20 protein-coding genes are annotated in these 23,262 nt (G+C 58.6%); 11 read left to right on the top strand and 9 right to left on the bottom strand.

Annotated features, from left to right (window positions below):
- Nucleotides 1-253: 253 nt before the first annotated feature.
- A complete protein-coding gene (locus CA51_RS05055; protein ID WP_145118379.1) occupies nucleotides 254-1,183 on the bottom strand; it encodes an SRPBCC family protein in 930 nt (309 codons plus the stop codon).
- Nucleotides 1,184-1,387: 204 nt separating this feature from the next.
- Between CA51_RS05055 and ispH the strand changes: the two genes are divergently transcribed.
- Nucleotides 1,388-2,323, top strand: coding sequence for a 4-hydroxy-3-methylbut-2-enyl diphosphate reductase (gene ispH, locus CA51_RS05050; protein WP_145118377.1), 936 nt, complete (start codon nucleotides 1,388-1,390; stop codon nucleotides 2,321-2,323).
- Between the two features lie 433 nt (nucleotides 2,324-2,756).
- On the opposite strand, the gene CA51_RS05045 is transcribed toward ispH, so the two are convergent.
- Nucleotides 2,757-3,167 (bottom strand): DUF1801 domain-containing protein, encoded by a 411-nt coding sequence (locus tag CA51_RS05045; RefSeq protein WP_145118375.1) that lies wholly within the window; start codon nucleotides 3,165-3,167, stop codon nucleotides 2,757-2,759.
- Between the two features lie 233 nt (nucleotides 3,168-3,400).
- Here CA51_RS05045 and gltX point away from each other — a divergent pair, with 233 nt between their 5' ends.
- The 4 genes from gltX to CA51_RS05025 all read left to right on the top strand — a co-directional run bounded on the left by gltX (nucleotide 3,401) and on the right by CA51_RS05025 (nucleotide 7,148).
- Nucleotides 3,401-4,954 carry a glutamate--tRNA ligase gene (gene gltX / locus CA51_RS05040; RefSeq protein ID WP_145118373.1) on the top strand — a complete coding sequence of 518 codons (1,554 nt, stop codon included), beginning with the start codon at nucleotides 3,401-3,403 and terminating at the stop codon, nucleotides 4,952-4,954.
- Nucleotides 4,955-5,026: 72 nt separating this feature from the next.
- Complete coding sequence (locus tag CA51_RS05035) at nucleotides 5,027-5,272, top strand: hypothetical protein (RefSeq protein WP_145118371.1); 246 nt, start codon at nucleotides 5,027-5,029, stop codon at nucleotides 5,270-5,272.
- A 209-nt stretch (nucleotides 5,273-5,481) separates the two neighbouring features.
- A complete protein-coding gene (locus tag CA51_RS05030) occupies nucleotides 5,482-5,976 on the top strand; it encodes a hypothetical protein (protein WP_145118369.1) in 495 nt (164 codons plus the stop codon).
- Nucleotides 5,973-7,148, top strand: coding sequence for a hypothetical protein (locus CA51_RS05025; protein ID WP_145118367.1), 1,176 nt, complete (start codon nucleotides 5,973-5,975; stop codon nucleotides 7,146-7,148). The genes CA51_RS05030 and CA51_RS05025 overlap by 4 nt, the downstream gene beginning before the upstream one ends.
- An 89-nt stretch (nucleotides 7,149-7,237) precedes the next feature.
- On the opposite strand, the gene CA51_RS05020 is transcribed toward CA51_RS05025, so the two are convergent.
- Nucleotides 7,238-8,374 carry an endonuclease/exonuclease/phosphatase family protein gene (locus tag CA51_RS05020; RefSeq protein WP_145118365.1) on the bottom strand — a complete coding sequence of 379 codons (1,137 nt, stop codon included), beginning with the start codon at nucleotides 8,372-8,374 and terminating at the stop codon, nucleotides 7,238-7,240.
- A gap of 287 nt (nucleotides 8,375-8,661) precedes the next feature.
- On the opposite strand from CA51_RS05020, the gene CA51_RS05015 reads away from it, so the two are divergent.
- From CA51_RS05015 to ggt, 4 genes are all read left to right on the top strand, one after another.
- On the top strand, nucleotides 8,662-9,081 hold the full coding sequence (locus CA51_RS05015; protein WP_145090666.1) for a M78 family metallopeptidase domain-containing protein: 420 nt from the start codon (nucleotides 8,662-8,664) through the stop codon (nucleotides 9,079-9,081).
- 441 nt (nucleotides 9,082-9,522) lie between these two features.
- The gene (locus tag CA51_RS05010; RefSeq protein ID WP_231746011.1) at nucleotides 9,523-10,761 is read left to right on the top strand and encodes a carcinine hydrolase/isopenicillin-N N-acyltransferase family protein; all 1,239 of its coding nucleotides are present in this window, start codon (nucleotides 9,523-9,525) and stop codon (nucleotides 10,759-10,761) included.
- A 63-nt stretch (nucleotides 10,762-10,824) separates the two neighbouring features.
- Entirely contained in the window at nucleotides 10,825-11,679 is an 855-nt protein-coding gene (locus CA51_RS05005) for a BPL-N domain-containing protein (RefSeq protein WP_145118363.1), read from the top strand.
- Nucleotides 11,680-11,898: 219 nt separating this feature from the next.
- Nucleotides 11,899-13,683: a gamma-glutamyltransferase gene (ggt, locus tag CA51_RS05000; protein ID WP_231746010.1), complete on the top strand. Its 1,785-nt coding sequence runs from the start codon at nucleotides 11,899-11,901 to the stop codon at nucleotides 13,681-13,683.
- 523 nt (nucleotides 13,684-14,206) lie between these two features.
- Here the strand turns inward: ggt and CA51_RS04995 are convergent.
- Nucleotides 14,207-14,770, bottom strand: coding sequence for an RNA polymerase sigma factor (locus tag CA51_RS04995; protein ID WP_145118359.1), 564 nt, complete (start codon nucleotides 14,768-14,770; stop codon nucleotides 14,207-14,209).
- Nucleotides 14,771-15,036: 266 nt separating this feature from the next.
- Between CA51_RS04995 and aroC the strand changes: the two genes are divergently transcribed.
- Both aroC and CA51_RS04985 read left to right on the top strand, forming a co-directional pair.
- Complete coding sequence (gene aroC / locus CA51_RS04990; RefSeq protein ID WP_145118357.1) at nucleotides 15,037-16,161, top strand: chorismate synthase; 1,125 nt, start codon at nucleotides 15,037-15,039, stop codon at nucleotides 16,159-16,161.
- 310 nt (nucleotides 16,162-16,471) lie between these two features.
- Complete coding sequence (locus CA51_RS04985; RefSeq protein ID WP_145118355.1) at nucleotides 16,472-16,750, top strand: ferredoxin family protein; 279 nt, start codon at nucleotides 16,472-16,474, stop codon at nucleotides 16,748-16,750.
- 137 nt (nucleotides 16,751-16,887) lie between these two features.
- Here the strand turns inward: CA51_RS04985 and CA51_RS04980 are convergent, their stop codons facing one another.
- The 5 genes from CA51_RS04980 to CA51_RS04960 all read right to left on the bottom strand — a co-directional run bounded on the left by CA51_RS04980 (nucleotide 16,888) and on the right by CA51_RS04960 (nucleotide 23,144).
- Nucleotides 16,888-17,454 carry a 3-keto-alpha-glucoside-1,2-lyase-like domain-containing protein gene (locus CA51_RS04980; RefSeq protein WP_145118353.1) on the bottom strand — a complete coding sequence of 189 codons (567 nt, stop codon included), beginning with the start codon at nucleotides 17,452-17,454 and terminating at the stop codon, nucleotides 16,888-16,890.
- 57 nt (nucleotides 17,455-17,511) lie between these two features.
- Nucleotides 17,512-19,332, bottom strand: coding sequence for a hypothetical protein (locus tag CA51_RS04975; RefSeq protein WP_145118351.1), 1,821 nt, complete (start codon nucleotides 19,330-19,332; stop codon nucleotides 17,512-17,514).
- 340 nt (nucleotides 19,333-19,672) lie between these two features.
- A complete protein-coding gene (locus CA51_RS04970) occupies nucleotides 19,673-20,170 on the bottom strand; it encodes a Fur family transcriptional regulator (protein ID WP_145118349.1) in 498 nt (165 codons plus the stop codon).
- 236 nt (nucleotides 20,171-20,406) lie between these two features.
- On the bottom strand, nucleotides 20,407-20,682 hold the full coding sequence (locus CA51_RS04965) for a flagellar biosynthesis anti-sigma factor FlgM (RefSeq protein ID WP_231746009.1): 276 nt from the start codon (nucleotides 20,680-20,682) through the stop codon (nucleotides 20,407-20,409).
- 386 nt (nucleotides 20,683-21,068) lie between these two features.
- Nucleotides 21,069-23,144, bottom strand: a complete 2,076-nt coding sequence (locus tag CA51_RS04960) for an alpha/beta hydrolase family protein (RefSeq protein WP_197451605.1) — start codon at nucleotides 23,142-23,144, stop codon at nucleotides 21,069-21,071.
- Between the last annotated feature and the right edge of the window lie 118 nt (nucleotides 23,145-23,262).

The raw sequence follows: 23,262 nt of genomic DNA, 5'->3' as shown, positions 1-23,262 counted from the left end.
AACGGCTAATGCAAGGAAGCTCGTTGTGATTAAACCGACAAGCTGCTATCGCGTGCCTAGTTGATACCTTACATCGAATCGCAGATTTGCACTGGGTGGCCAACTTCGTTTTTTGGACCCGACCAGGAATCGTTGTGGTTACTTAAACGCGGCGTCCCCAAAGGGATTCGCACGCGGGGATCGGATCTTGGCCCGGGGGGCGGCGGTCGGCTCGCAAAAATCGGTTGCCCGTTGGCGGTTTAAAAACTGAAAGCTATCGCAGCGGCAGATAGATGTCGGTGACAAGGTCTTCGTCGGCCGTATCCTCCGGCGTGTTGCGGTAGATCTCCAGCGTCTCGGTCTTCGCGAGTTTACGTTTTCGGTAATTGGCAAACTGGTGAGCACCACTCCACGCATTGCCTAGGTTTTCGTAACTGCCGACATGCTTGATGTGCAACGCCTTGGCTGCCGGGATCGAGCACTCGACGAGCCCCGCCGGCAGTGGGACGCTTGGATCGACGACAAATCCGCAAGTGAATTCGAACTGGCCACGCATCATGTCGCTGGGGTGGTAGACGCTCAACATCTCCCCGTCCAACGGCAGATTGCGTCGCGAGAACTCTTCCCCAACGCGGGCGAAGGTCTTCTCCATCACCGGGCCGATCTCGGCCAACTGGCATGACTCGCGGAGCCCGATCACGCGGCGCGGCGGAATTTTTTCGATCCCCTCGACGGTGCTCTTGGACAACACGCGGCCGGTCTGGATGTATTCGCGGAGCATTTTGAGTCCGCGCTGGTAATCCATGCCTATAAAGGTCTCCATGTTGCGTCGCATCCAGAACAGGAACCAGGGGAGGGTGCCATCCATCGCCCAGGAGAGTCGCGTCTGGCCAGCTTCACTTTGCACGCTGAATTCGACCTGCGACGTCGATTTGAACGGCTTTTCGAATCGCAGCGTGTCGACGATTTTGCGAGGTCGATCCAATTGGCGGTGTTCGATCTCCCCCCGGCCGACGAATTCGCCGCTCCAGCGATAGATCGATCCGACGCTCTTGGGGTCATCGGTCACGGTCACGACAGCTTCGTGGGCGATCACCAACCAGGGGGACCAGGTGCTCCAGGTGCTGAAATCGGCGACGGTATCGAACACGGTTTCAGCGTCCGCATCGATCAGGATCGAACGCTCGACACGATAGGCTGGCATGGCGAGGACCTATTTAATATGAAGGGGGACTGCGACGGAGCGAATCGGTGGTGGCCGCGACTGCGGCGGCCGGCTGCAAATCAACGACGACTTCGCCTAAGGAGAACGCGAAAAGGGCGTTAGGCAGAAAATCGTTGTCCGGTTATCCTATCGGTAGCGGAACTTCGACGAAATTGATGACCTTGGGATAAAGACGATTCTACTATGAAAATTCACCTTGCCGCGCCGCGTGGGTTCTGTGCGGGCGTCAACATGGCGGTCGAGAGCCTGGAGATCGCGTTGGAAGCGATGGGGCCGCCGGTCTATGTCTATCACGAGATCGTCCACAACCAATACGTCGTCCGCACCTTCCGTTCCAAAGGGGCCGTCTTTGTCAACGAATTGACCGACGTTCCCGAAGGGGCCACCGTCCTCTTCTCCGCTCACGGCGTCGCTCCCGCGACGCGTGAACTTGCGAAACAGCGGAACTTGACGGCGATCGACGCCACCTGCCCGCTGGTGACCAAGGTCCATCTGGAAGCGATCCGATACGCCAAGCAGGGCTACACCATCTTCTTGATCGGGCACGATGGGCACGACGAGGTGATCGGCACGATGGGGGAAGCTCCCGAGGCGATCATCCTTGTCGAAACCGAAGAGGATGTCGACAAGTTGGACGTGTCGGACGAATCGAAGCTGGCTTATCTGACGCAGACCACCTTGAGTGTCGACGACGCGACGCGGATCATCAACCGCTTGAAGGCTCGCTTCCCCGAACTCAAGGGCCCCCCCAAAGACGACATCTGCTACGCGACGCAGAACCGCCAGGAGGCAGTGCGATTGTTGAGCGACGACGCCGACGCGGTGATCGTGCTGGGGAGCCAGAACAGTAGCAACAGCCAACGCCTGCGCGAGCTGGCCGAATCGCCCGATCGCCCCGCCTTCTTGATCGACGGTCCCGAAGACCTTTCGGTCGACCAGTTCCAAGCCGATTGGACCGTCTTGGTCACCGCCGGTGCCAGCGCTCCCGAATCGGTCGTCAACGCCACGATCCAGTGGCTCGAAGAGAACTTTGCCGCCGAAGTCGAACTGAAAACCGTCCGCGAGGAAAAGGTCTCCTTCCCGCTGCCCAAGCCGCTGCGCCAGTACGCAAAGAAGTAGTTTTTATACTTCACCGCTTCGTTTAACCGCGTGGGCAACGCCCCGCGCGATCATCGTCGATAGTTGCGTGATCGCCGCCCAGGAAGCGCGGCCCGCTGGGCACGCGGTGAAACGAAAACGCGACCACGGTGCAGAGCGCATAGTTTAACCGCGCGGGCAACGCCCCGCGCGTTTTGCGGCTTGTCTCGCCAATTCGTGGGGCCAGCTTCTCGTAACGCGCGGCCCGCTGGGCACGCGGTTAAACGACACGCGACTACGGTGCAGAGCGCATCGTTTAACCGCGTGGGCAACGCCCCGCGCAGTTTGCGGCTTGTCTTGCCAATTCGTGGGGCCAGCTTCTCGTAACGCGCGGCCCGCTGGGCACGCGGTTAAACGACGAGATCGATCGGCTGAAGCCTCGACTCCAGCGCGGGGCATTCGTCTCCAGCCTGCATCAGCAGGCGTATCCGTGGGGGTATTGCCGGGCGATGATCTCGCGTAGGACCTCCAAGTCGACGTCGTCGAGCTTGTTGATGTACAGACAGGCGACCGATCGCTTGTGTTTCCCCAGTCGTTGGTACAGCGAATCGGCACCGTCGAAGGTGTCGCTGACGTAGAAGGTCATGTTCGACTTGCGTGGCGAGAAGGCGGCCGCTGGCATGTCCCCTTCGCGCCCCGTCGCGTAAACGTAGTGATATGTTCCGAACCCAATGATCGACGGCCCCCACATCACCGCTGGCAGGCGAGTGATTTCCTTGTAGATCGCCAAAGCTGTCAAAGCGTCCGCCCGCCGTCGCGAGTTGTCGATCGCTGCGATAAAATCGTCGACGCTGGCGTCGGTCGGCTGAGTTTTGTTTTCGGCCATGGGACGTGATTCTCCGAGGATCTCGATGTGAGACGTTGGTTCGATCGGCCGCGGGACGCTGGGTGGACTAGCGGATCTTCGCCCAATCGATCAGGCTAATGGGGCGAATCGGCGTGGAATCGACGCCGATGCCGGTGGTCGTGGCAACGCCCAGCGGCGTGAGCTTCGCTTCACCATCTTAATGTTATTTGACGTTCGCTTTTGATTCTCGTTTCCATCGACACCCCAGTTCTATGATCCGCACTCGCTTTGCCCCCAGTCCGACAGGTTACCTTCACATCGGCGGCGTTCGCACGGCGCTGTTCAATTGGCTGCTCGCACGGCAGGCGGGAGGCCAGTTCATCTTGCGGATCGACGACACCGATCAACAGCGGAACGTCGAAGAAGCGTTGCAGCCGATTTTGGATGGCTTCCGCTGGTTGGGAATGGACTGGGACGAAGGCCCCGAAGTCGACGGGCCGCACGCTCCCTATTATCAGTCGCAGCGAGCCGATCGCCATCGCGAAGCTGTCGACCAATTGCTGAAATCGGGGCATGCCTACCGCGACTTTGCCAAGCCGGAAGAGCTGCAGCAGCAGCGTGAGGCGGCCGAGAAAGCGGGGGGCGCATTCGTCTACGACCGACGTTGGATGGCGGAAACCGATGAGCAAGCGGCGGCGTTCGAATCCGAAGGGCGAGCCGGCGTGGTGCGGTTGAAGATGCCTCGCGAGGGAGTTTGCCAAATCGACGACCTGGTCCGTGGCGAAGTCCGCGTCGACTGGGCCGCCGAACAGGACCACGTGATCCAACGAGCCGATGGTTCGTGCCTGTATCACTTGGCGACCGTCGTCGACGACCACGATTTTGAGATCACTCACGTCGTTCGCGCCGCCGAGCACCTGCCTAACACGCCGCGGCAGATCTTCATCGCCGAGTCGCTTGGGTTCGAACTGCCACAGTTCGCGCACCTGCCTTACGTAGCCGAACCGGGCGGATCGGCGAAGCTGAGCAAACGGAAGCTGGACAAATATCTGAAGCAACGCGACTTCGCGGCGCTAACCGATTACGGCAAACGGATCGCCGACCGGATCGGGATGGATACCGATGCCAACACGTTTAATCCCGTGATCGTCGACTTCTATCGCGAGATCGGTTTCCTGCCCGATGCGATCTTGAACTATCTGATGCTGCTGGGATGGTCGCTGGACGGTTCGACCGAACGGTTCACGCGCGAAGAGATGATCAAGCACTTCACTTTGGCTCGGGTCAATAAGAGTCCGGCCAGTTTCGATCCGCAGAAGCTGTTGGCTTTCGAAGCCGATCACATGGCCGACTTCGACGTTGATCGGAAGGTCGAAATGGCGTTGCCGTTCCTTGTCAAAGCGGGCTGGGTTGCGGAAGCCGACGACGCGACGCGGTCGCGCGTGCGGCAGATCGTGGCGGCGGTTGGCGATCGCTTGAAAGTTGCCGGCGACATCATCGATTACGAATTCTGTTTCATCCCGGCCGATCGACTGACCTACGTCGAGAAGGATTTCGAAAAACGAATCCGCAAGCCCGAAGAGGCGGTGGGGCTGCTGAAAGACCTGGCCGTTGAACTCGGTAAAGCCGACGACTTCAGCGTCGCCGGAACCGAAGTCGCCGTGAAGGCGTTTGTCGAGGCCAAGGGGATCAAGATCGGTCAGATCATCCACGCGTTGCGAGTTGCCACGACCGGTCAGGCTGTCGGATTTGGGATGTTTGAAACGCTAGCAATTCTGGGACGCGAAGAAGTATTGCAGCGGATCGAAATCGCGGTTAATCGATAGATAGCCGTCGGCCGAAATAGACGGCTGAGTCGATGCGTGACGTTTCCTTGTATTGCTAGCAGGGTTGCCAGGATGGAGCCTTCTGAACAGCTTGATCTAACGAGTGATCCCAACGGTTCGGCCAGTCGCGGCGGCGACAGCAAAGCCAAACCGTTTTTGGGCGTGGTCTTCTCTTGCTGCAACATCTACGTGCGGGCCTATCGCGATCGCAAAGGCGGAGCGTTTTACGAGGGACGCTGCCCGCAATGTTTCGCAAAAATCCGCTTCGTCGAAGGCAACGGCGGCCGCCGCGATACGTTCTTCCGGACGCAGGCGTAATGTCCCGCGGTGCGTTGGAGTCGAGGCTTCAGCCGACGGTGCGCATCGTTCGGCTGAAGCCTCGACTCCAGCGCGGGGGATGCCTTTCATATCTATTGCTTTGGCCGTTTCCGATGTGGTAGAAGCCAGGTCGTTGACCATTTGCTATTGGCCGGGAGGGGCGACCTTTCTGGCCGCGGGAATCGGCCGTTGCTTGAGGCACCCCAGTCTTGTTGTCGGAATATAAAGTCAGCCGTTGCTCGCGACGCTGCAGCGTCCTGGATCGGCCGCTGAAGCCTGGCGAAACGTTTTATTCCGTCGTCTTCGAAGACGACGAGGATTTCGCGCGCAAGGACATCTCCGCCGAGGCCTGGGAAGGACCGCCCGAAGAGGCGATCGGTTGGTGGCAGGGCAAGATGCCCGAAGCGGGAGCTGGTCGGATGAAGCTGGCGCCCAACCACGTCCTGTTGGATCTGCTGAAACAAATGTCCGAACAACCGCATCGCGAAGCGGTTCGCTATCTGCTGGCACTGATGTTGATGCGGAAGCGGGTCGTCCGCCCGTTGGACCATGAAGAAGGGGCAGTCGAAGGGATGTTGGTGGTCCAGGTGATCGCCGACAACTCGCAAATCGAAGTCGCCGAGTGCGAGATCCCGCGGGAAGAGCGGGATCAGATCCGCGACGAATTGACCGAACTGCTCTACTGCGAAGTCGAGGAATCATGAATCCACGGGGCCCCAACTCGGAACCATCGCATCGCCAACGCTGGCTGCAGATTCTGCTGACGCTGTCCGTGACCTGGGTCGCCGGTGGTGCAACTTGTTATCGTGGCAAAGCGGTCACCGATTTCAGTCCGCCGCCGGAGATCTTCGAAGGGACTCCGTCGCGCGAGGAATTGGCGGCGGCTGTCAATCGAACCGATCGGATCGAAAAACTGCAAAGCACCTCCGCATCGATCAAGGTCCTGAGCATGCCGGCGCTGCCCAGCCTGCGCGCGAACCTGGCGTTGGAACGGCCGCGGCGGATCCGGATGCGAGCCAGCCTACCCGTGGTGATGGGAAGCGGGATGGATCTGGGGAGCAATGAAGAGCTGTTCTGGATGAAGATTCCCGAAGGGATGGGGACCAGTCTCTATTTCGCTCGACACGAAGATTACCAACGGCAATTGCAGCGAGCGATCCTGCCGGTCGATCCGACGTGGTTGGTCGACGCCTTGGGGATGGCTCACATCGACGTCAGCCAGATCGAAGAAGGGCCGACGGTGCGAGCTGACGGCAAGCTGGAACTGAAGCTGTCGCAACCGATGGTCGACGGAACGTATCGCCGCGTGATGGTGATCGACCAGCGGCAAGGTGTGGTCACCGAATTGCTGCTGTACGGTCCCGATGGTCGCTTGCTGGCAAACGCCTCGGGCGAGGACTTTCGCTACTTTGAGGAAGTGCAATGCAGTCTGCCGCACGATGTTCAACTGCGGCTGACGCCCAACGGAGGCGAACCGTTGGCGCTGAAGATCGAAATCGGTTCGTATTCGGTGAACCAATTGTTGTCGGACGATCCGCGACTGTTTGCGATGCCTGAAGATGGCAACGAGCGGCCGATCGACCTAACCCGGATCGGCCAGCCGCCGATGAGCCCGGTGCCGCCGACCTACACCGTCCCGCCACCGCAGGCCAATTACGCGCCGCTGCAAGGTTTCCCGCCGCCAACGGCTAGTCCGCCACCAGCGAATTACCCGCAGACAAACTATCCGCCGCCGCAGGCTCAAGCGGCGATGCCGGCGGCAAACTATCCACCGCCGCAACCGCAATACGCTCCACAGCAGCCACCCTACGCACCGGCTAGCGGCTACGTCCCGCAGGTCAGCCAAGGGACAACCTATCGCGGCGTCTATCGGTGATCCGTAAACGAGTCAACCGATTTCAACGCGACATGCCGCAAGGATGATCTGGTTTGGTCGATGGCTTCCGTTCCCAACTGCTGCGAAGACTATTCGATAGCCATGTCGGCGAAGACCATCAAGTGATCGCTGGCGGTGCGAGAATCACCGACGTTTAACGGCTCGCCGTATTTCCGCAGTCCCGCATCGGGGTCGCTGACTTCGGAATTGAGGACTTCGTGCCCTGCAACTTTGATCCCCTCGCTGTGGGCGATGTAGTCGATTTTCACAGCGGTCTGCAGCGCCGGATTTGGCGTGCCAGCCCAAACGGTGTTGCGGTTACCATCGGTGTCGGTCGACTCCAGCAACCGTAGACCAGCTTGCTCACATTGATAGTCGGGATAGGGTGCATGCTGGACGGGAAAGTCGATATCAGCACCTAACACAAACCCGCTGAACACTCCGTCCGGCTGGGCCGCAAACGCGTCGGTTTGCGGACTGCGGTTATCGTCGTTCCAATCTCCCATCACGACGACATCGAGATTGGGATCTTGCTTCCGCTTCGCCTGGATGTCTTGCTTCAGCCGAATCCATTCGATCGCTCGCGGGAACTCCAACGCAGGCCTTTTGACGTTTGCACATGGCCCTTTGTAACACCACGATTCGGTGTGAACGACGTAGACCAACAAGTTCCGACTCTCATGCCCCACATCGAGCACAGCCCACAAGTGCTTGCGTCGGAATTCGTTCGCTGGTGCGGTGGAGCCAAGCGAGCCGGACGACAGTACCGGATAACGGGTGAGCAACGCCGGCTGCAAGCCGCCGGGCTGAGTGACCACGTTGGGCAGCCCAGGGACCAGCGTCGGCAGCAGTGAATGGTCCGCGTTATTGATCTCGCTGAGCCCCATGATATCGGGGGCGGTGCGTTGGATCTGCCGCACAACCGCAGCGCGATGTGATGTATCGGCCAGCCCCAAATAGATATTGAAAAATCCAATTCGAAACTCAACCGGCGACGACGTCTCCTTGGCTGCGACCGTGCTCATCGTAGTCGTCAGCACCGTTGAGACAGCAGCCCCGACGATCAAAAGTATCGACAACGTTCGGATCGCAACGCAAATCGATCGGCCGACAAGCGAGTTTGCCTGGGATGCCAGTCGTTGGAGCTTGCTTGCCGGGCGGGGGCGTTTGCGAGCCTCATTCCTTTGATCGGTTGTCGGCTGCGTTGCGTGCGATTGAGAGTTCATCGTGGTATCCTTCGATGCTTATCCGGTTGCGTTAGACGGTCCAGTTTGGGGGACGTTCGACTCCATAGGCTAGAGACAACCAAAGCGCCGATCAATTATACGATCGACGAATATTAACGATCCGCGGCGGCGACGAGAGATGCGGTGCTGACTTTGGAGCGGGGCAGTTGGGGGCAGCAGGGCGAACCGCTATATTTTGCGGTTCGGAAGACGCAGGCAATCGAAATCGGCTAGCCTACAGTTTCCGTTCCCTGGATCCTTGAATCGCCGGTTGATGCAGAACAACTATGTCAGACCACCGCGAGGCTTTTGCGACTTTCATCAAACCGTTTGCCGAATTTCCGGCGTTGCAACAGCGCGTGCTGGATGTGTTGGAATCTCTGCCGGCGGACGTGCAGTTGGATTTCGCCAGCGATCCACGGTTCGATGTCGCGATCGAAGATTACCAACCTGGCAAGGGATCGCGGCTGTTCATCGCCAGCCCAGGTGCCGTGGGGAAGGGGAGCCGCTGTGTCGTGCTGCGACCGAAGCTGGATCGGGCCTCCGAAGCGTTTGCCAAATACGTGATCGCTCACGAATTCGCTCACGCACATCTGCATAACGGCGGCTGGGGAGAGATCACCGACATCGAACAAGCCGCCGACGCGCTGGCCGCTTCGTGGGGCTTCGATCGCCCGGAACAGACCGGATGGGCGTGGCTGCAATAGCATCCTCAACCAGCCCCTCTCGGCCTCCGGCTAGACTTCATCACGATCGTTGTAACGATCGGGCGGGCCGGGATAGCCGATCTACTCAAAGCCATGGCTGATATAGAATTCGGCGGCCACCCGACCGCAAGCTTGAGGGGCCGAAATCACCTTCGGAAACTCGCGGCAACGCGTGCCGTTCCAGGAAACATTCTCCGTTGGCAGACTGTGCCGCGCAATCGACTGCCCCAGCGGATCAATCGAAATCCTGGCAATAACACCGGCGTCACACCGATCTTCTGGTAATATCAGCAGTACGTTAGGCCACATGGTTGCAGCCAAACGTGCCCCGCCTGAAACTCCCCACCTCAGCACAAGAAGTACGCAATGATGAAAATCATGATGCGATCCCGCCTTCTGGAAATGTCTCTCCCGCTCTTGCTACTGCTTACAGAGAACGGCATGGTTGCTCAAGCTTTGGCTTGCACGACGGCTGTGATCAGCGGAAGCGCAACCCCCGATGGCCGTCCAATCTTGTGGAAGAATCGCGACTACGGCAGTCGGTTGCACAACGAAATGGCGGAGATCACTGGCGGGAAATTCAAAGCGATCGCCGTCGTTAATGCGGGCAGCCGATCGTCGGTCTGGATGGGAGTCAACGAGGCGGGGTTCTGCATCGAAAATTCACTCAGCAAAGATTTGAAGATCGAGGGCAAGACGTCGGGCCCCGGCAACGGAACCCTGATGCGGATGGCGTTGCAGACATGTGCGACCGTTGCCGACTTCGAGAACTTACTGAAAGAGACCAACAACAGCGGGCGGGCGACGATCGCAAACTTTGGTGTCATCGATGCTCAAGGCGGAGCTGCGTTGTTTGAAACCGGGCCCAAGCAGTACAAGATGTTTGACGCCAACGATCCCAAGGTCGCCCCACGCGGCTACATCGTTCGCTCCAACTTTGCAACGACCGCTCAGGAACTCGGCGCAAATCCGAGTCCCGTTGAACTGAGCGATGTCTCGTCGAGCGATCGCTACCTGCGAGCTTGTGGTATTCTCGAACTGACGTCATCGGATGGTATCTCAGTCGAAGAAGTCCTCCGGCAATGCGCTCGAGACTTGAGCGACGAACATGGCAATCCGTTGCCAGGTTCGGTCAACGGCAAGCCGGGCACTCTCCCCACGCGAATTGCAACCAAAAATACGATCAGCCGCACGACCACGGTATCGGCTGCGGTATTCCATGGCGTCCGCCCCGGCGAAGATCCTCGCCTGACCACGATGTGGACGATGTTGGGCGATCCCAAATTCACCATCGCGGTCCCATCGTTTGTTGTCGCGGGCGTCGCCGATGATCTGACGGACGAGCGTGGTGGAGAAATTGGAGAGATCGCAATCACGCTTCGCGAGTGGAGCCTTACCCCGGACAAAGAAGCGATCCGCAGCGACTTGCTGCCCGGTATCTGGAGCGATCTGTGGGCTCTCGAGGATCGTCTACTAACGACGACACTTCGCGCCAAACAGCGGTGGTCTCAAGGCAAGGCACCGGTGCATGAGATCAAAAAGCTACACACCGAAGCATCACGCGCGGCGATGCAAGCGATGTCGAAGGAATTACAAGAAGCGAAAACTATCGCCTTGGCAAAACCAGCGCCCAAGCCGCCAGTGTTCGATGATTCGAGCTTCGCCACCTCCTCGAATTAGCGTCTATCGCTTGCACGCTTCCCTCCACCCTCGCCTACCTGAAACCCGGAAAAGTCTTCACCAATGCTACGATCAAACTACGCCTTCCCCCAAGCTCCTCTTGGATCGCTCGCGACGTTCTGCCAATTGTTGCTGTTCTGTAGCCTAGTCACTACAGAATCTGCCCGTGCGGAATCGTTACCTGGAACGGAGCGCGACAACCTGATACGCGTCGCGATCTACGACCATTCTGACGGCTCTGCCAATGGCCCCAAAAACCTGAAACGAATCCTGGTTCGCGATGCGGGATTCGATGCGGTCCGCGTGACACCGGAAGAGATCCAAAAAGGCATTTTGGAGAAGTTCGACGTCTTGATCATGCCGGGTGGATCGGGCAGCAAGCAGGCTGAAAAGCTGGGCGAAGAAGGACGCGAGGTGGTGAAGAGCTTCGTCCGGTCCGGCGGCGGCTATGTCGGGATCTGCGCCGGATCCTACCTCGCATCGTCTCAGTACACGTGGTCGTTAGGGATCGTCAACGCAAGGGTTTGGGATCGCAGCCACTGGGCTCGCGGAACCGGAACTGTCTCGTTGGGGCTCTCTCCCAGCGGACGCAAGGTGCTGAAATCGAAAGCAACCGAATTGGATGTCTATTACGGACAGGGGCCGCTGTTGATCCCCCACGACAATCCAGAGCTTCCGGGCTATGAAGTCCTCGCGACTTACGAGACCGAGATTGCGAAGAAGGGCGCTCCCAAAGGTGCCATGGTTGGAACTCACGCCATCGTGCGAACGATGTTTCACGACGGGCGAGTTCTGTGCTTTAGCCCGCATCCCGAATCGTCCGGCGGCCCAAACTCGATTATGGTCGAAGGGATCCGCTGGGCCGGCAGCAAGCCCATTGATTTGAATAGCCCGCCGATTGAGATCGAAAGACAATAGAGTCTTAAAACGTAACATCAACTGGCCAGTCGTTCGCCCGTCCGGTGGCGGTTCGACTGCTCCACAAACCACATTCCAATCACATTTCCCATCGATCAATTCGAAGTGATTCGAATGCTCGCGAAATACCTAACTTTCCTCCTCGTCTCACCTGCAAAGATGATGAAGACAATGTTTATATCGTTCCAACCTGGATTCAGGTCATCCCGAAAGTGTCTGTTGACGGTCGTCGTTGTAACTGTTTTTGCAGCGTTCCTGTTCAGCGGCGTCGCCAATGCCCAGGCGAAGTTCCCGTTGCCGGATCGCACGCCTGTCGATGTAGCGACGGGGAAGAGTGGAGTTGTCGTATCGAACACCGCCGAGGCTTCCAAGGTGGGACGAGAGATACTCGCCAAAGGCGGTAACGCGGTCGACGCGGCGATTGGAGTCGCCTTCGGATTGCAGGTCACTTGGCCGGAAGCTGGCAATATCGGCGGCGGCGGGTTCATGATGATCGCTCCTCCCGACGAAGAGGTCGTCTGCGTCAACTATCGCGAAACAGCTCCGGCAAGCGTCGACGAATACAGCTTCGACAAATGGAAACAGCGGCACCACAGCCGCATGGCGGGCGTCCCTGGAACGGTCCGCGGCATGGCGTTGGCTCACGCCAAATATGGCAAGTTGCCGTGGGATGAGATCATCCAACCGTGTATTGCACTGGCTCGCAACGGGTTTGTTGTCGACGAATACTTGGCCTACTCGCTGAACTCGCTGTTTAAACTGCAATCGATTCAAACCGAACCGCGGTTCGCCGAACTGCGTCGAGTCTACGGCCCTCCCGCGGACAGGTTCTGGAAAGCGGGCGACGTGCTGGTTCAGCCCGATCTGGCAGACACGTTGGAATTGATCGCGAACCAAGGACCAAACGCTTTTTATGAAGGGGCGATCGCCGACAAGATCGTGGCCGAGATGAAGCGCAACGGCGGCCTGATCACCAAGAGCGACTTGAAGAACTACACCGCCGAGATCCAGCCGGCGATCGCTGGCAAGATCGGCCAGTACGAAATCTTTGGAGCCGCGCCGCCGTCGTCGGGTGGGATCACGGTGTTGATGCATTTGCGAATGCTCGCCGCGATTCCGCTGCCAGCGGCGACGGATGCTTTCTGGACGACCGATCAGGTCCATTATCTAGTCGAGGCGATGCGACGTGGTTTTCGCGAACGAGCTGCTTGGCTGGGCGATCCCAACTTTGTCGAGATCCCAGAACATCTGCTCACGACAGAACATGCCGTCGAGCTTGCCAAAACGATTCGCCCCGACGTCGCAACGCCTAGCGAAGCGATCGCCGGATCGATCCCGTTGAGCGAAGGTCCCTACGAGAGCCCCGAGACGACTCATTTCTCAGTCATCGATGCCGATGGCCTCGCCGTCAGTAACACCTACACATTGGAAGGAACTTTCGGCTGCCGGATCGTCGTTCCCGGAACCGGTTTTCTGCTGAACAACGAGATGGGAGACTTCAATTGGTACCCCGGTTACACCAACAAGGAAGGGAAGATCGGAACCGCCGCCAATCTGCTGGCTCCTGGAAAACGGATGCTCAGTTCCCAATCGCCAACGATTGTTCGCGTCGATGGCCAGGCGAAACTGTTGGTTGGCAGCCCCGGCGGCCGGACGATCATCAACACCGTGACGGAGATCCTGGTCCAGACGTTGTTTATGAATCGATCGCTCGAAAAAGCGATCGAAGCCCCGCGGTTCCATCACCAGTGGTTCCCCGACCAGATCCGTTTCGAATCGACAAGTGGTGGATTGTTCGAATCGATGAAGGCCGATCTGGAAGCCCGCGGCCATCACGTCGATCTGTCTCCCACCCGCCGCCAGGGAGCCGCTCACAGCATCATGATCGACCTCGAGACAGGCGAAGCAACTGGCGTGGCCGATTGGCGACGCGGAGGGACCGCGGAAGCTCTCGAACAGACGCCGACGCCTCTGTCACGCCAAGCTGCCGCGGTCGGCGAATGAGCGCGATGCTGTAGAGGGTACCGAGCGCAACGTTCCCGCAGAGATCGCAGATGGTAGCCGGAGGTCGTCGCGCAGCGGCGCACCTCCGGAACACGATGCCCACAAGCGCGACGCTCCCGGAGGGATCGTAGATCGACGTGCGACACCGGTCGGGGGCGTCGTTTGTTTCCGCGATCTGTTCCGGTGGTGTTCGCTACGCTCAAACCACCGGCTACCATTTGGGGCCGCTTCGCGGTCCATGGGACTCGTTTCGGGAGCCGATTTGGTTTGGCGGGGCGAAGCTCCAGCAATTTGCACCCAGGCCATCGGCCCGGGTTTGGCGATTGCCGCCTTCGATCCTTAGGGCCAACGGCCCGCCGATTTGCTCTGAGTTCGAATCACTTCGCCGACAAATTGCCGGGCCGTTGGCCCTCGCGATGTTCGCGTGCGATGGGGTCCCAGGCCGCTGGCCTGGGCTAGGCAAATCGCCTGGCCTTTGGCCCTGAATGCGCAAAGAGAATGTTGAGGCGTTCATCGCAACCGGCTAGACGCCCGGTTGGCTTTGACGCATCTTGTCGCGGGCGCGGCTGAGCATCGGGCCGACACTGTTTTCGGGCAGGCCAAGATGGTTGCCGATCTCGCGGTAGGTCTTCCCTTCCAGATGGTGCATCCGCACCACATCGGCTTCTTTGGGATCGAGCCGCGAGAGCAACTGTTCCAGCTGATCGCGATCCTCGATCTGTTGTTCCACCGGGCTGATCAGCGTCTCTTCGCTGGCGATGCGATTTTTCTGAGCCGCATTCCGCTGAGCGGTCGCCAGTTGATGCACGATCACGCGGCGAGCGATGACTGTCAGATAGGTCGCCAGACTACTCTGACGCCGGAAGCGACGCAGCACCGCTCGGTCGTTGTTGACGAGGGTCAGGAAGACTTCCGCAACCATGTCGTCTCGTTCCGCAACGGGCAGCGTAACGCCGCGCGATGTGGCGGTGTGGTTGACGACGTGGACCACGAGCCCCAAGAAGCGATCGATAAACGCTTCCCAAGATTGTGGCTCGTTGTCCAAGCAACGATCCAGCAGTTGTCGATCGATGTCCGAGAGTGTCAAGAATAGCGTCTCTGTTCGGAGGAGAAGATTTCTGACAAAATACCGGTATAGGCCGGATGAGTTGCCGTCGGTTGGCGTTCAATTTCATCTTAGGTACGGTATTAGCGTCCCGCAAGTGAAACCTTTGCACTCGAGGATTTTGACCGAAATAAGGCCCTTTGGCACGCGTTTCGGGGCTGGATTTGACGATTCTCGGCAGGAATCCCTGGTTTCTGCGTCAGTTTTTGCGACTGGGGACAGTTTGACTTCACACGAAACGGATCCCCATGACAGGCAACTCGTTCGGACAGGCACTGCGAATTACGACAGCTGGCGAGAGCCACGGCCCCGGTAACGTCGTGATCATCGACGGCGTCCCCGCTGGAATCCCGTTTTCAGTCGACGACCTGCTGCCCGATCTGGCTCGCCGCCGACCCGGCCAAAGCAAGATCGTGACGCAGCGGAAGGAGTCCGATGAACCGGAGATCCTCGCCGGCGTCTTCGAGGGGCGGACCACCGGGACCAGTCTGGCGATCTTGATCCGCAACCAGGATCAACGCAGCAAAGACTACTCCGACATCAAAGACAAATATCGGCCGGGGCACGCCGATTTCACCTTCGATCAGAAATACGGTTTCCGCGACTACCGCGGCGGCGGACGTTCGAGCGCTCGCGAAACGACAGCCCGCGTTGCGGCCGGAGCGCTAGCGAAGAAGATCCTCGCCGAAGCGTTTGGCGGCCGCGTGCTTGGCTACGTGACGCAGGTGGGCGATCTGAAAGCGGAGATCGCCAATCCGGCGAGCGTCACGCTGCAGCAAGTGGAAGAGTTCGCCGACGGCCAACCGAACATCGTCCGCTGTCCCGACGAAGCGGTTGCCCAGCAGATGATCGCCAAGATCGAAGAGGTCCGCAAAGCGGGCGATTCGATCGGCGGTGCGGCGGAGATCGTGGCGGCCAACATCCCGGCGGGACTAGGCGAACCGGTGTTCGACAAATTGAAAGCCGATCTGGCCAAGGCGTTGTTCAGTCTGCCGGCGGTCTTGGGAGTCGAATATGGGATCGGGTTTGGGTGTGTGACGATGCGTGGCAGCGAACACAACGACCTGTTTACCACCGGCGAAGATGGCCAGATTACAACCAAGTCGAACCGGCACGGCGGCATGTTGGGAGGCATCTCGACGGGATTGCCGATCGTGCTTCGCGCGGCGGTGAAACCGACCAGCAGCCTGCCGATCGAACAGGCGACGGTGACCAGTTCGGGTGAGGCGACGACGATCCGCACGCGCGGCCGCCACGATCCCTGCCTGCTGCCGCGGTTCATCCCGATGGCCGAAGCGATGGTCGCGATCGTGATCGCCGACCACTGGTTGCGATGGCGGGCGCAGAACGCTTGGTCGCCGGGAACCGAGTGATGAATCCAAGCCGGCTTAGCGAGATCGGATCTCAATAGAGAGCCCGCAAAATGTTAGGCCGATCGCGTGATTTGGAGCGTTGGTTTCGTTGACATAAGTCGTTTGGAGCTTTACGATTCCGACTGATGCAAGCGCGAACCTTTATGCGGTCGTTTGTCGTCTTGTGTCTGCGGGGAAATTGGAAAAGATTGGTGCTGTGACAGGTACGTTACCGATCAACTGAATTCAGGGATGTGAGTTTTCTGGCCGGCTGGCTCCCCAAGGCCCCATCCAGATTCGCGTAAGAAAAGATCCAGAAAGGTTTTCAAGAATGACTCATGTAGTAGCTCAACCTTGCTTCGGTTGCAAATATACAGATTGCGTTGTCGTCTGCCCCGTCGAATGCTTTTACGAGGGTGAGAAGATGCTTTACATCCACCCCGAAGAATGCATCGATTGCGAAGCGTGTGTTCCCGAATGTCCCGTCGAAGCGATCTTCCACGAAGACAACGTTCCCGACGAATGGTCGGAATACACTCAGATGAACGCTGACGAAGCTGAGAAGTGCGAAGTGATCACCGAGAAGAAAGAACCGCTGGCCGACGAATAAGATCGCCGCGAGTTCAAGCTGCTTAAGCAGAAAGAGCCTGGCCGGAAAGTTTCCGGCCAGGCTCTTTTTTTATTCTTCGGTTCCGTTCTGATTTGCATCGGCAGCGCGACGCAGATCCTCGGCATCGCGGCGATGCATCAGCCGTCGAGATTCGTCAGCGTCAGCTTGCGGATCTCGCTGGCGGTATCCCAGGTGGCCAGCCCGATCGGCGCCATCTGCTCTTGCTCCCACCAGACCGAATATTTGTGTTCGTCGTGATCCAGATCGATCACGCGTTCACCATCGATCGCAAACAGCACCGCCGTTTTGTTGACCTCCATCTCAAACCGATACCAGCGGTTCAGTTCGAACTCGCGATATTCGGTCGTCGGATTTTCGACAGCCGACATGTTGTCGATGTTCGAGATCCCGATCACACCGCCCCCCCAACCGCCGACGATCAGCGTCGCGTGGCTGCCGCGGATCGGAAAGGTCAGGCCGCAGAAGAAGTCGCTGCCGGCGGTGCGGCGAGCCTCCCAAGCGATGCGGTAGAAGTCGCCCGGTTGCGGCCCGCGATAGCTGAGTCCACTGGCCGGTCGGCCCTTGCCGATCGAAAGCGTTCCGGAGTCGAGCGAGATCTCGCCTCGCTCCGCAAAATCGAAGCGATCAGCGATCGTCCAACCGCGCAATCCTGGTGCCAGTAAAGCGATGGGGTCGTTGGCCATAAGTGTTTACTCCAGGATTCGAGATGAGGAACTTGCGGCTCCCCGCAGCGCGGGCGGCTACCGCTGGGCCGCGACGTTTGGTGCGGGAGCATCGATCGGTTTGAGCATCAGTCCCCGCAGGAACCAGCCGTCGGGCTCGGTCTTCAGGGTCACGCCCGACGGTTGCAGATGCTCTTTGAAGACGTCGTAGGCAGGCAGTTTCGCGCCGTCGACCTTCAAGTCCTCCTCTTCGGGAGTGTCTTCGGAATCCTTGAAGAGTCGGCGAACGATTGCCGCCAGCACCGAATCGGACTGCTTCAACTCACCGCGACGCAGCAGTTCATATTTGGCTTGAAAGGCGCGGTCGGATCGCAGCACCCGCCAGATCGCACGATCGGGTCCGTATTGGTCCAGCAACGCCGCACGCATCCGCACGAAATCGGGAGCGTCCTGCAACGCCTGACGCTCGGATTGACGCTGGTGTTCGATCGAATCGACAAGCATCTGTGCGTGGCTGGAAAACAACAGATAGCCGTCGTAGACAGTGATCGCCCATTGGTTCAACAGCGGCGTGGCCTGCTTGCCATCGGTTTCGTCGATGAACTCTTCAAAGTCTTCAAAACCTTCGAGCTCGATTTCATCATCGGCCTCGTCGGGCTGCGTGACCTGCCAGATCCAGTTGTGGTGAGCGTAGGGGAATTCCTTGGCGTTGGGATCGCTTTTCATCGCCTTGTCGATCGCTGCCTTAACGACCGCCTCGTTCTTCAACAGCACACCGATCAGCATCCGTTCGCTGTCTTTGGAAACCGGTTCGACGTTGTCGGTCAGCATGATCACCCGCTCGCGAAAGTTGGCGATGATGTCGTTGGCCAGATCGATCTGCGGACCGTCTTTGTCTTTCTTGATACCATCGACGACGCGGCGGAAGATCTCATCGCCAACGGCTTGATTGACAAGCGTCTCGGCGGCCCAGAAGGCTTCTTCCAACTTCCAGTTTCCGTCGAGATAAGAGGCGACGGTGGGGAGCACCCAAGCCGGCGGATCCTGTTCGTCGACGTTGGGGAACTGCAGCATCCGGCCGGCCAACTTGTATTTGCTGGGCAGATCGGTGGTTGGCGGCGCGTTGACGTAAGTCTGATGACGAACGTCGAACTTCTCATCGTCCAAGCGGACGTGGCCCCCCGCCGAACGGATCGCATCGAAACCCTGTTCCTGCAGCAATTGAATCGTATCGAGCTGTTGCTTCTTCAAGCCACCGCTGCGAGCTTCCAACACGCGAGCGAAACCCAGCGGCCGCACAAACCAACGGATATCGTCATCGGCACCTTCGCCAATCTTCGACTCCACCGCCACAAAGTCGTTCGCCTTGATCAGGTCGCCCGAACCATCGATGCGATCGACCAAGCCTTTGACGGCATCCAATTGATCCGCCGCGATCAATCGGCCGTCGATGCGAACATAACTAAACTGCTCGACTTTGATCTGGCCCAGCTTCTTCTTTAATATGTAGGTCGATACGGCGTGACCTCGGTAATCGATCTTGGTCATCGTCGCGCCGCGGTGCTCCTTCAGTTCAGCATCGATGCGTTGCAGCACCTCCGCCGTCTGAGCGTCGCGGCCGCGGGTGTCGATCAGGATGCAAACCGCGTTGGTATTCCGCAGTTGCAGCCAAGCGAGCGTCGCTTCGCCCGCGGCGATCGCACGGATATCGTTCAGCGTGAAGTTGAACGCCAGCCCCGATTCGGACAGACGCTGGCGGAGCGACTCCCGTTGGGAATCGAAAAACGGTTTAAAAACCTGCGATTCCGAGAGCGACCCGGTAACCGAATTCTCCCAGCGGGCTTCAAACCGCGGCACATCGAGAAACTCGAAAATCGCTTGGGTCTCGTTGGACAGCAACGTGCGATTGGGGGGGAATGCCTGAGCAGATGATGCTGCCGGGGTCAGCGCGTTGCTTAATACAGCGCACAGCCCAATCAGAGCTCCCGTACAAAATCGAGTTGTTGAATTCACGAGCCTTAGTCCAAGTGAGTGAAGAATTGACTTGCTGGGCCGATGCCATCAGATTGCTTCTGAGACATGCTGGCAGCACGGAACCCCATTCATTTTCGGCAGTGCGAGAGTCGAATCGCAAGGCGTTTCCCCGTTGAACGCCTTCATATTACCCAAGCAACCCAATTAATTGCCAGTAGTGGCAACGTCGCCACCCCTACAGCACTCCAATTTGGGGGAAACAGACCTAGATTAGGTCCTGCTTGCGTTTCTTCCGCCGGCGGGAGCAGTCCTGGCAGACCCCCTGAATGATCAAGCGATGGCTGGTCACACGGAAGCTGTGTTGGACCGCGACCTGAGACCGAATTTTCATGATCTCTTCGCTTGTGAACTCGATCAATTTCTGGCAGCGAGTGCAGTACAAATGATCGTGCTGCGGATAACCGTAATCGTGTTCGTAGACCGAACGCCCCTCCAACTGGAAGCAGCGCAACAGCCCAGCATCGACAAATTCCTTGAGGGCGCGGTAGACCGTCGGACGGCTGACGTAGTTTTCCTGCCCCTTGCGCGGCAGTTGCTCGATCAGCGAATCGACGTCGAAGTGCTCGTGGTTACTGAACACGCGATCGACAAGAAATCGACGCTGCTCGGTGTTCCGTTGGCCGCGACTCTGCAAAAACTCCTCAAATCTCTCTTGGGGAGTCAGCGAAACGGCAACTTTTCCAAGTGGGGCTGAATCGGACACAACTACGTAACTCAAAGCACGACAGGGGAATTCGGGAGGCAACGCATAATGCTGGAAGCCCCTTCCAGTTTAAACCGAACGCGAGAGAAAACGACACCGCGTCCTCGAAAAGTGGACGCCGGTGGCATCGGGTGCGTCAAGCGAAGAAGTATACGCCTTTGGCAAGCGGGGACCAATGGCAGGCCGTCATTCGCTGGTTCGGGTTTGCGCTCCGCAAGTCGGGCCGCCGCGGGGGATTAACCCACTTCGTCCAACAAACGATCCAACGCCGCGCTCAATTTGTCGTCGGTGTCGTAGCTGCCGTCGGCGATCTGCCGCCGGATATCCGCCACTTTATCAAACCGAATGCCATCGACCACGCCGGTCTCGTTGGCTCCCGAGAGACGATTGATCCCTTGAGCTTCCGAGGAAAGGTCTAATTGATCGACGGGTTGGCTCGAGCCACTGGTGGCTCGATTTTCGACAACTTGATTGGTGCGCGAAACATTATTGGTCGGCTGAGGTGTACTCACGCGGTATGGACCAAAAATCTGCATCGGTAGAAGGCTCCCTGTACGGTGAAGATGCAACCTGGCCGCAGTGATGCGACAGGCCATGCGGCAGTATTGGTGATGTGGAAAACCCGCATCAGGACAATCTAATACGCCGCATTCCGTGTCGTTGGGAAATGCAATCCGTAGCAGAAATAAGCGACTTTGCTAGCGTTCAGGATGACTGTCCACGTATTCTATCGGGGGAACAATCGGTGACGCGTTAGCAAAAATCGAATCATCTGCGGCAACGGATAACTCTCCGCTGCCAACTCTATCGCGACGGAAAAATCGGAACAAGGGCAATCGATCAATCCACAAACATTCCCCTGTTCAAAAGTCGCTTCAAGTCGCAAGACACTTGCGCATCATTGGCTATTAGCCGACTCGTGTTCGGCGATCTTCAAGCTGCCCAGTGCCCCCATCTTCTTATACTGAGCTTCCGTTGCGTCGAACGTTCCCTTTGCCCCGCCGTTCACTTCCAACGGCCGCGGTGCGTGAAGGGCCAAGATTCCAGGCAGGTCCAGATAGCGGGCTCCGCCGGGAACAAAGTTGGCGTCGGCGATGTTGGCGACATCCTGGAAGCGGAAGTCTCCGCGGTCGATGCGGCAACCGTCGACCAACGGTCCCGCGACAGCACCAGCTACCGCGACGATCGGGCCCGCTTCCCCAAGACCATCCATCTGGATCTGCTTTGGAGTCCGCTCGTGGTTGCGCATGAACTGAGCCAACGTTAGCAACGACTTCGCGCGACGCAGCAACAAAGCGCGGTTGTATCCGTAGGTGAAACAGGCGGCTAGCCGATCCTGGCGGACCAGTTTCTGTTTCGTCCCCTCGTCATCTCCTTCGGCAGCGGGCAGATCGCAGGTGGCGATACAGGTTCCCCATGCCAGCAGTTTCGCGTAGGGAGACTCCGGATCGGCCAGGCGTTTCTCGACCGCGGCGATTCCGCCGACGTCGGCGACCAGCGTGACGTTGCCGTTCCATTGATCGGGATAGTTGAAGTAGACGGGCAACTTGTCCGCCTCGCCAGCCGACGTCAGGTCCCCCGTCATCACCAGGCTGCCATTATCTTCCTGCTTCGACGCCAAATCGAATTCAGCTTTTGCAACGCCTTCGTCGGCGCGGTATCCAACCATCGCTTCGACCGCGGGCCCAGCGACGTCGCGAAATCCTGCTCCCTTGTCATCAGCAACCGCTAGCGTCCGCTGGAGTTTCCGCTGCGTCGATTCGTGCCAAGCCTTCAGCAGCTTGCGTTCGAAGTCCAAGCCAGCCGGCGGGGCAGGGTGCTGGTCATCCCAAACGGTCAGCTCTTCCGCGGTCAACCGTTGGAAGTCGGATTCGAGGATCGGCTCCTGCAGCCCCAGCCCAAACGCTTTGTTCAGCATCGAATAACAGGCGACGCGGCTGACGTGATTGTAGTTGTGCTTGAAGTGGATCGCCGGGGCGAGGCTGACGCGGTTCTTGGCGCCAAACAATTCGTAGACGCGTTGCAGTTCGGGAAATCCGTCGGTCGGCATCGTGCGAGTCCAATCGTCCGCAGCGGTCATCCCCAACCAACGCGGAGCGATGCACGATGCGATGTGAATGTTTCCGCCATCGATCCTCAGATAGCAAGCGTTTTCGCAGGTGCATCCTCCCTGCATCCCCGTGCTGACCATCACCGCGGGAAACGCGGCGGTGATCGCTGGTTGGATCGCAGCGGCGACGAAGGTCTGCGTTCCGCCACCGCTGGCTCCCGTCATCGCGATTCGCGACGAATCGACGCCCGGCAGCATCTGAGCGACGCGGACCGCCTGCAACGTATTGATCGTCTGCAGCCCCATCGGCGATTGCAGATGGCTTTCGGCCTGAGGACTGAACAACAACCAACCGTCGGCGGTGTTTTCGATCTCGGCGGCCTGAGTGCGGAAACCGTGAATCCGGTCGATCGAGATCTGTTGACTGTCGGCGTGCCCGACCATATCCCAGTTCAAGACGACACATCCCATCCGCGCGAACTGCACGCAGCGAGCTTGGATGACGTTATGAGCTGCCGATTCAAAACGCTCGGCTCCCATCGCGATCGCCGCTCGCGCCGCTTTGTCACCGGCGTCGTAGAATCGACCGTCGGTCCAGTGGCCGTGGGCGCTCAAGACGATCGGCGCCTTGTCGGCTGCCTTGGCGGGGCGATACAAATTCCCGGTCACATAAAAACCGGGCAGGCTCTCGAAGTAGATCTTTTCGATGCTGTAGCCGTCCATTTCGCGGCGGCCATAAATCGTCGGCTGCGGATCGGCCAACTCGGGCATCGGAATCAATCCGTTAGCCAATCGCAGCATCGTGCGAACGTGTTCGTTCTGCGACTCGATCGCCTGCTTGCTGGCGGGGACCTGCATCGGGAAGTGGGAATCGAGCGTCGTCAATTCGGGCGCGGTCGATTGGCCAACAACCTGGTGACTCATAACCAATAGACTCAGTGCAAACAGGCAAGCAACAAAGCGGCGGGGTTCCATCACAGCACTCTTGAAACGAGAAAACGGAGGAAAGCGGGAAAGGCAGGAAGCACCAATCATGCACGCT

The organism is Rosistilla oblonga (assembly GCF_007751715.1).
GTDB classification, from domain to species: domain Bacteria; phylum Planctomycetota; class Planctomycetia; order Pirellulales; family Pirellulaceae; genus Rosistilla; species Rosistilla oblonga.
Note: the sequence above shows the minus strand (reverse complement) of the source record. Positions and strands in the feature narration are given on the sequence as shown.

Excerpts from the sequence above, each read along its gene's own strand:
- CA51_RS05055 (WP_145118379.1), bottom strand. The coding sequence starts at position 1,183 with ATGCCAGCCTATCGTGTCGAGCGTTCGATCCTGATCGATGCGGACGCT.
- ispH (WP_145118377.1), top strand. The coding sequence starts at position 1,388 with ATGAAAATTCACCTTGCCGCGCCGCGTGGGTTCTGTGCGGGCGTCAAC.
- CA51_RS05045 (WP_145118375.1), bottom strand. The coding sequence starts at position 3,167 with ATGGCCGAAAACAAAACTCAGCCGACCGACGCCAGCGTCGACGATTTT.
- gltX (WP_145118373.1), top strand. The coding sequence starts at position 3,401 with ATGATCCGCACTCGCTTTGCCCCCAGTCCGACAGGTTACCTTCACATC.
- CA51_RS05035 (WP_145118371.1), top strand. The coding sequence starts at position 5,027 with ATGGAGCCTTCTGAACAGCTTGATCTAACGAGTGATCCCAACGGTTCG.
- CA51_RS05025 (WP_145118367.1), top strand. The coding sequence starts at position 5,973 with ATGAATCCACGGGGCCCCAACTCGGAACCATCGCATCGCCAACGCTGG.
- CA51_RS05020 (WP_145118365.1), bottom strand. The coding sequence starts at position 8,374 with ATGAACTCTCAATCGCACGCAACGCAGCCGACAACCGATCAAAGGAAT.
- CA51_RS05015 (WP_145090666.1), top strand. The coding sequence starts at position 8,662 with ATGTCAGACCACCGCGAGGCTTTTGCGACTTTCATCAAACCGTTTGCC.
- CA51_RS05010 (WP_231746011.1), top strand. The coding sequence starts at position 9,523 with ATGGTTGCTCAAGCTTTGGCTTGCACGACGGCTGTGATCAGCGGAAGC.
- CA51_RS05005 (WP_145118363.1), top strand. The coding sequence starts at position 10,825 with ATGCTACGATCAAACTACGCCTTCCCCCAAGCTCCTCTTGGATCGCTC.
- aroC (WP_145118357.1), top strand. The coding sequence starts at position 15,037 with ATGACAGGCAACTCGTTCGGACAGGCACTGCGAATTACGACAGCTGGC.
- CA51_RS04985 (WP_145118355.1), top strand. The coding sequence starts at position 16,472 with ATGACTCATGTAGTAGCTCAACCTTGCTTCGGTTGCAAATATACAGAT.
- CA51_RS04980 (WP_145118353.1), bottom strand. The coding sequence starts at position 17,454 with ATGGCCAACGACCCCATCGCTTTACTGGCACCAGGATTGCGCGGTTGG.
- CA51_RS04960 (WP_197451605.1), bottom strand. The coding sequence starts at position 23,144 with ATGAGTCACCAGGTTGTTGGCCAATCGACCGCGCCCGAATTGACGACG.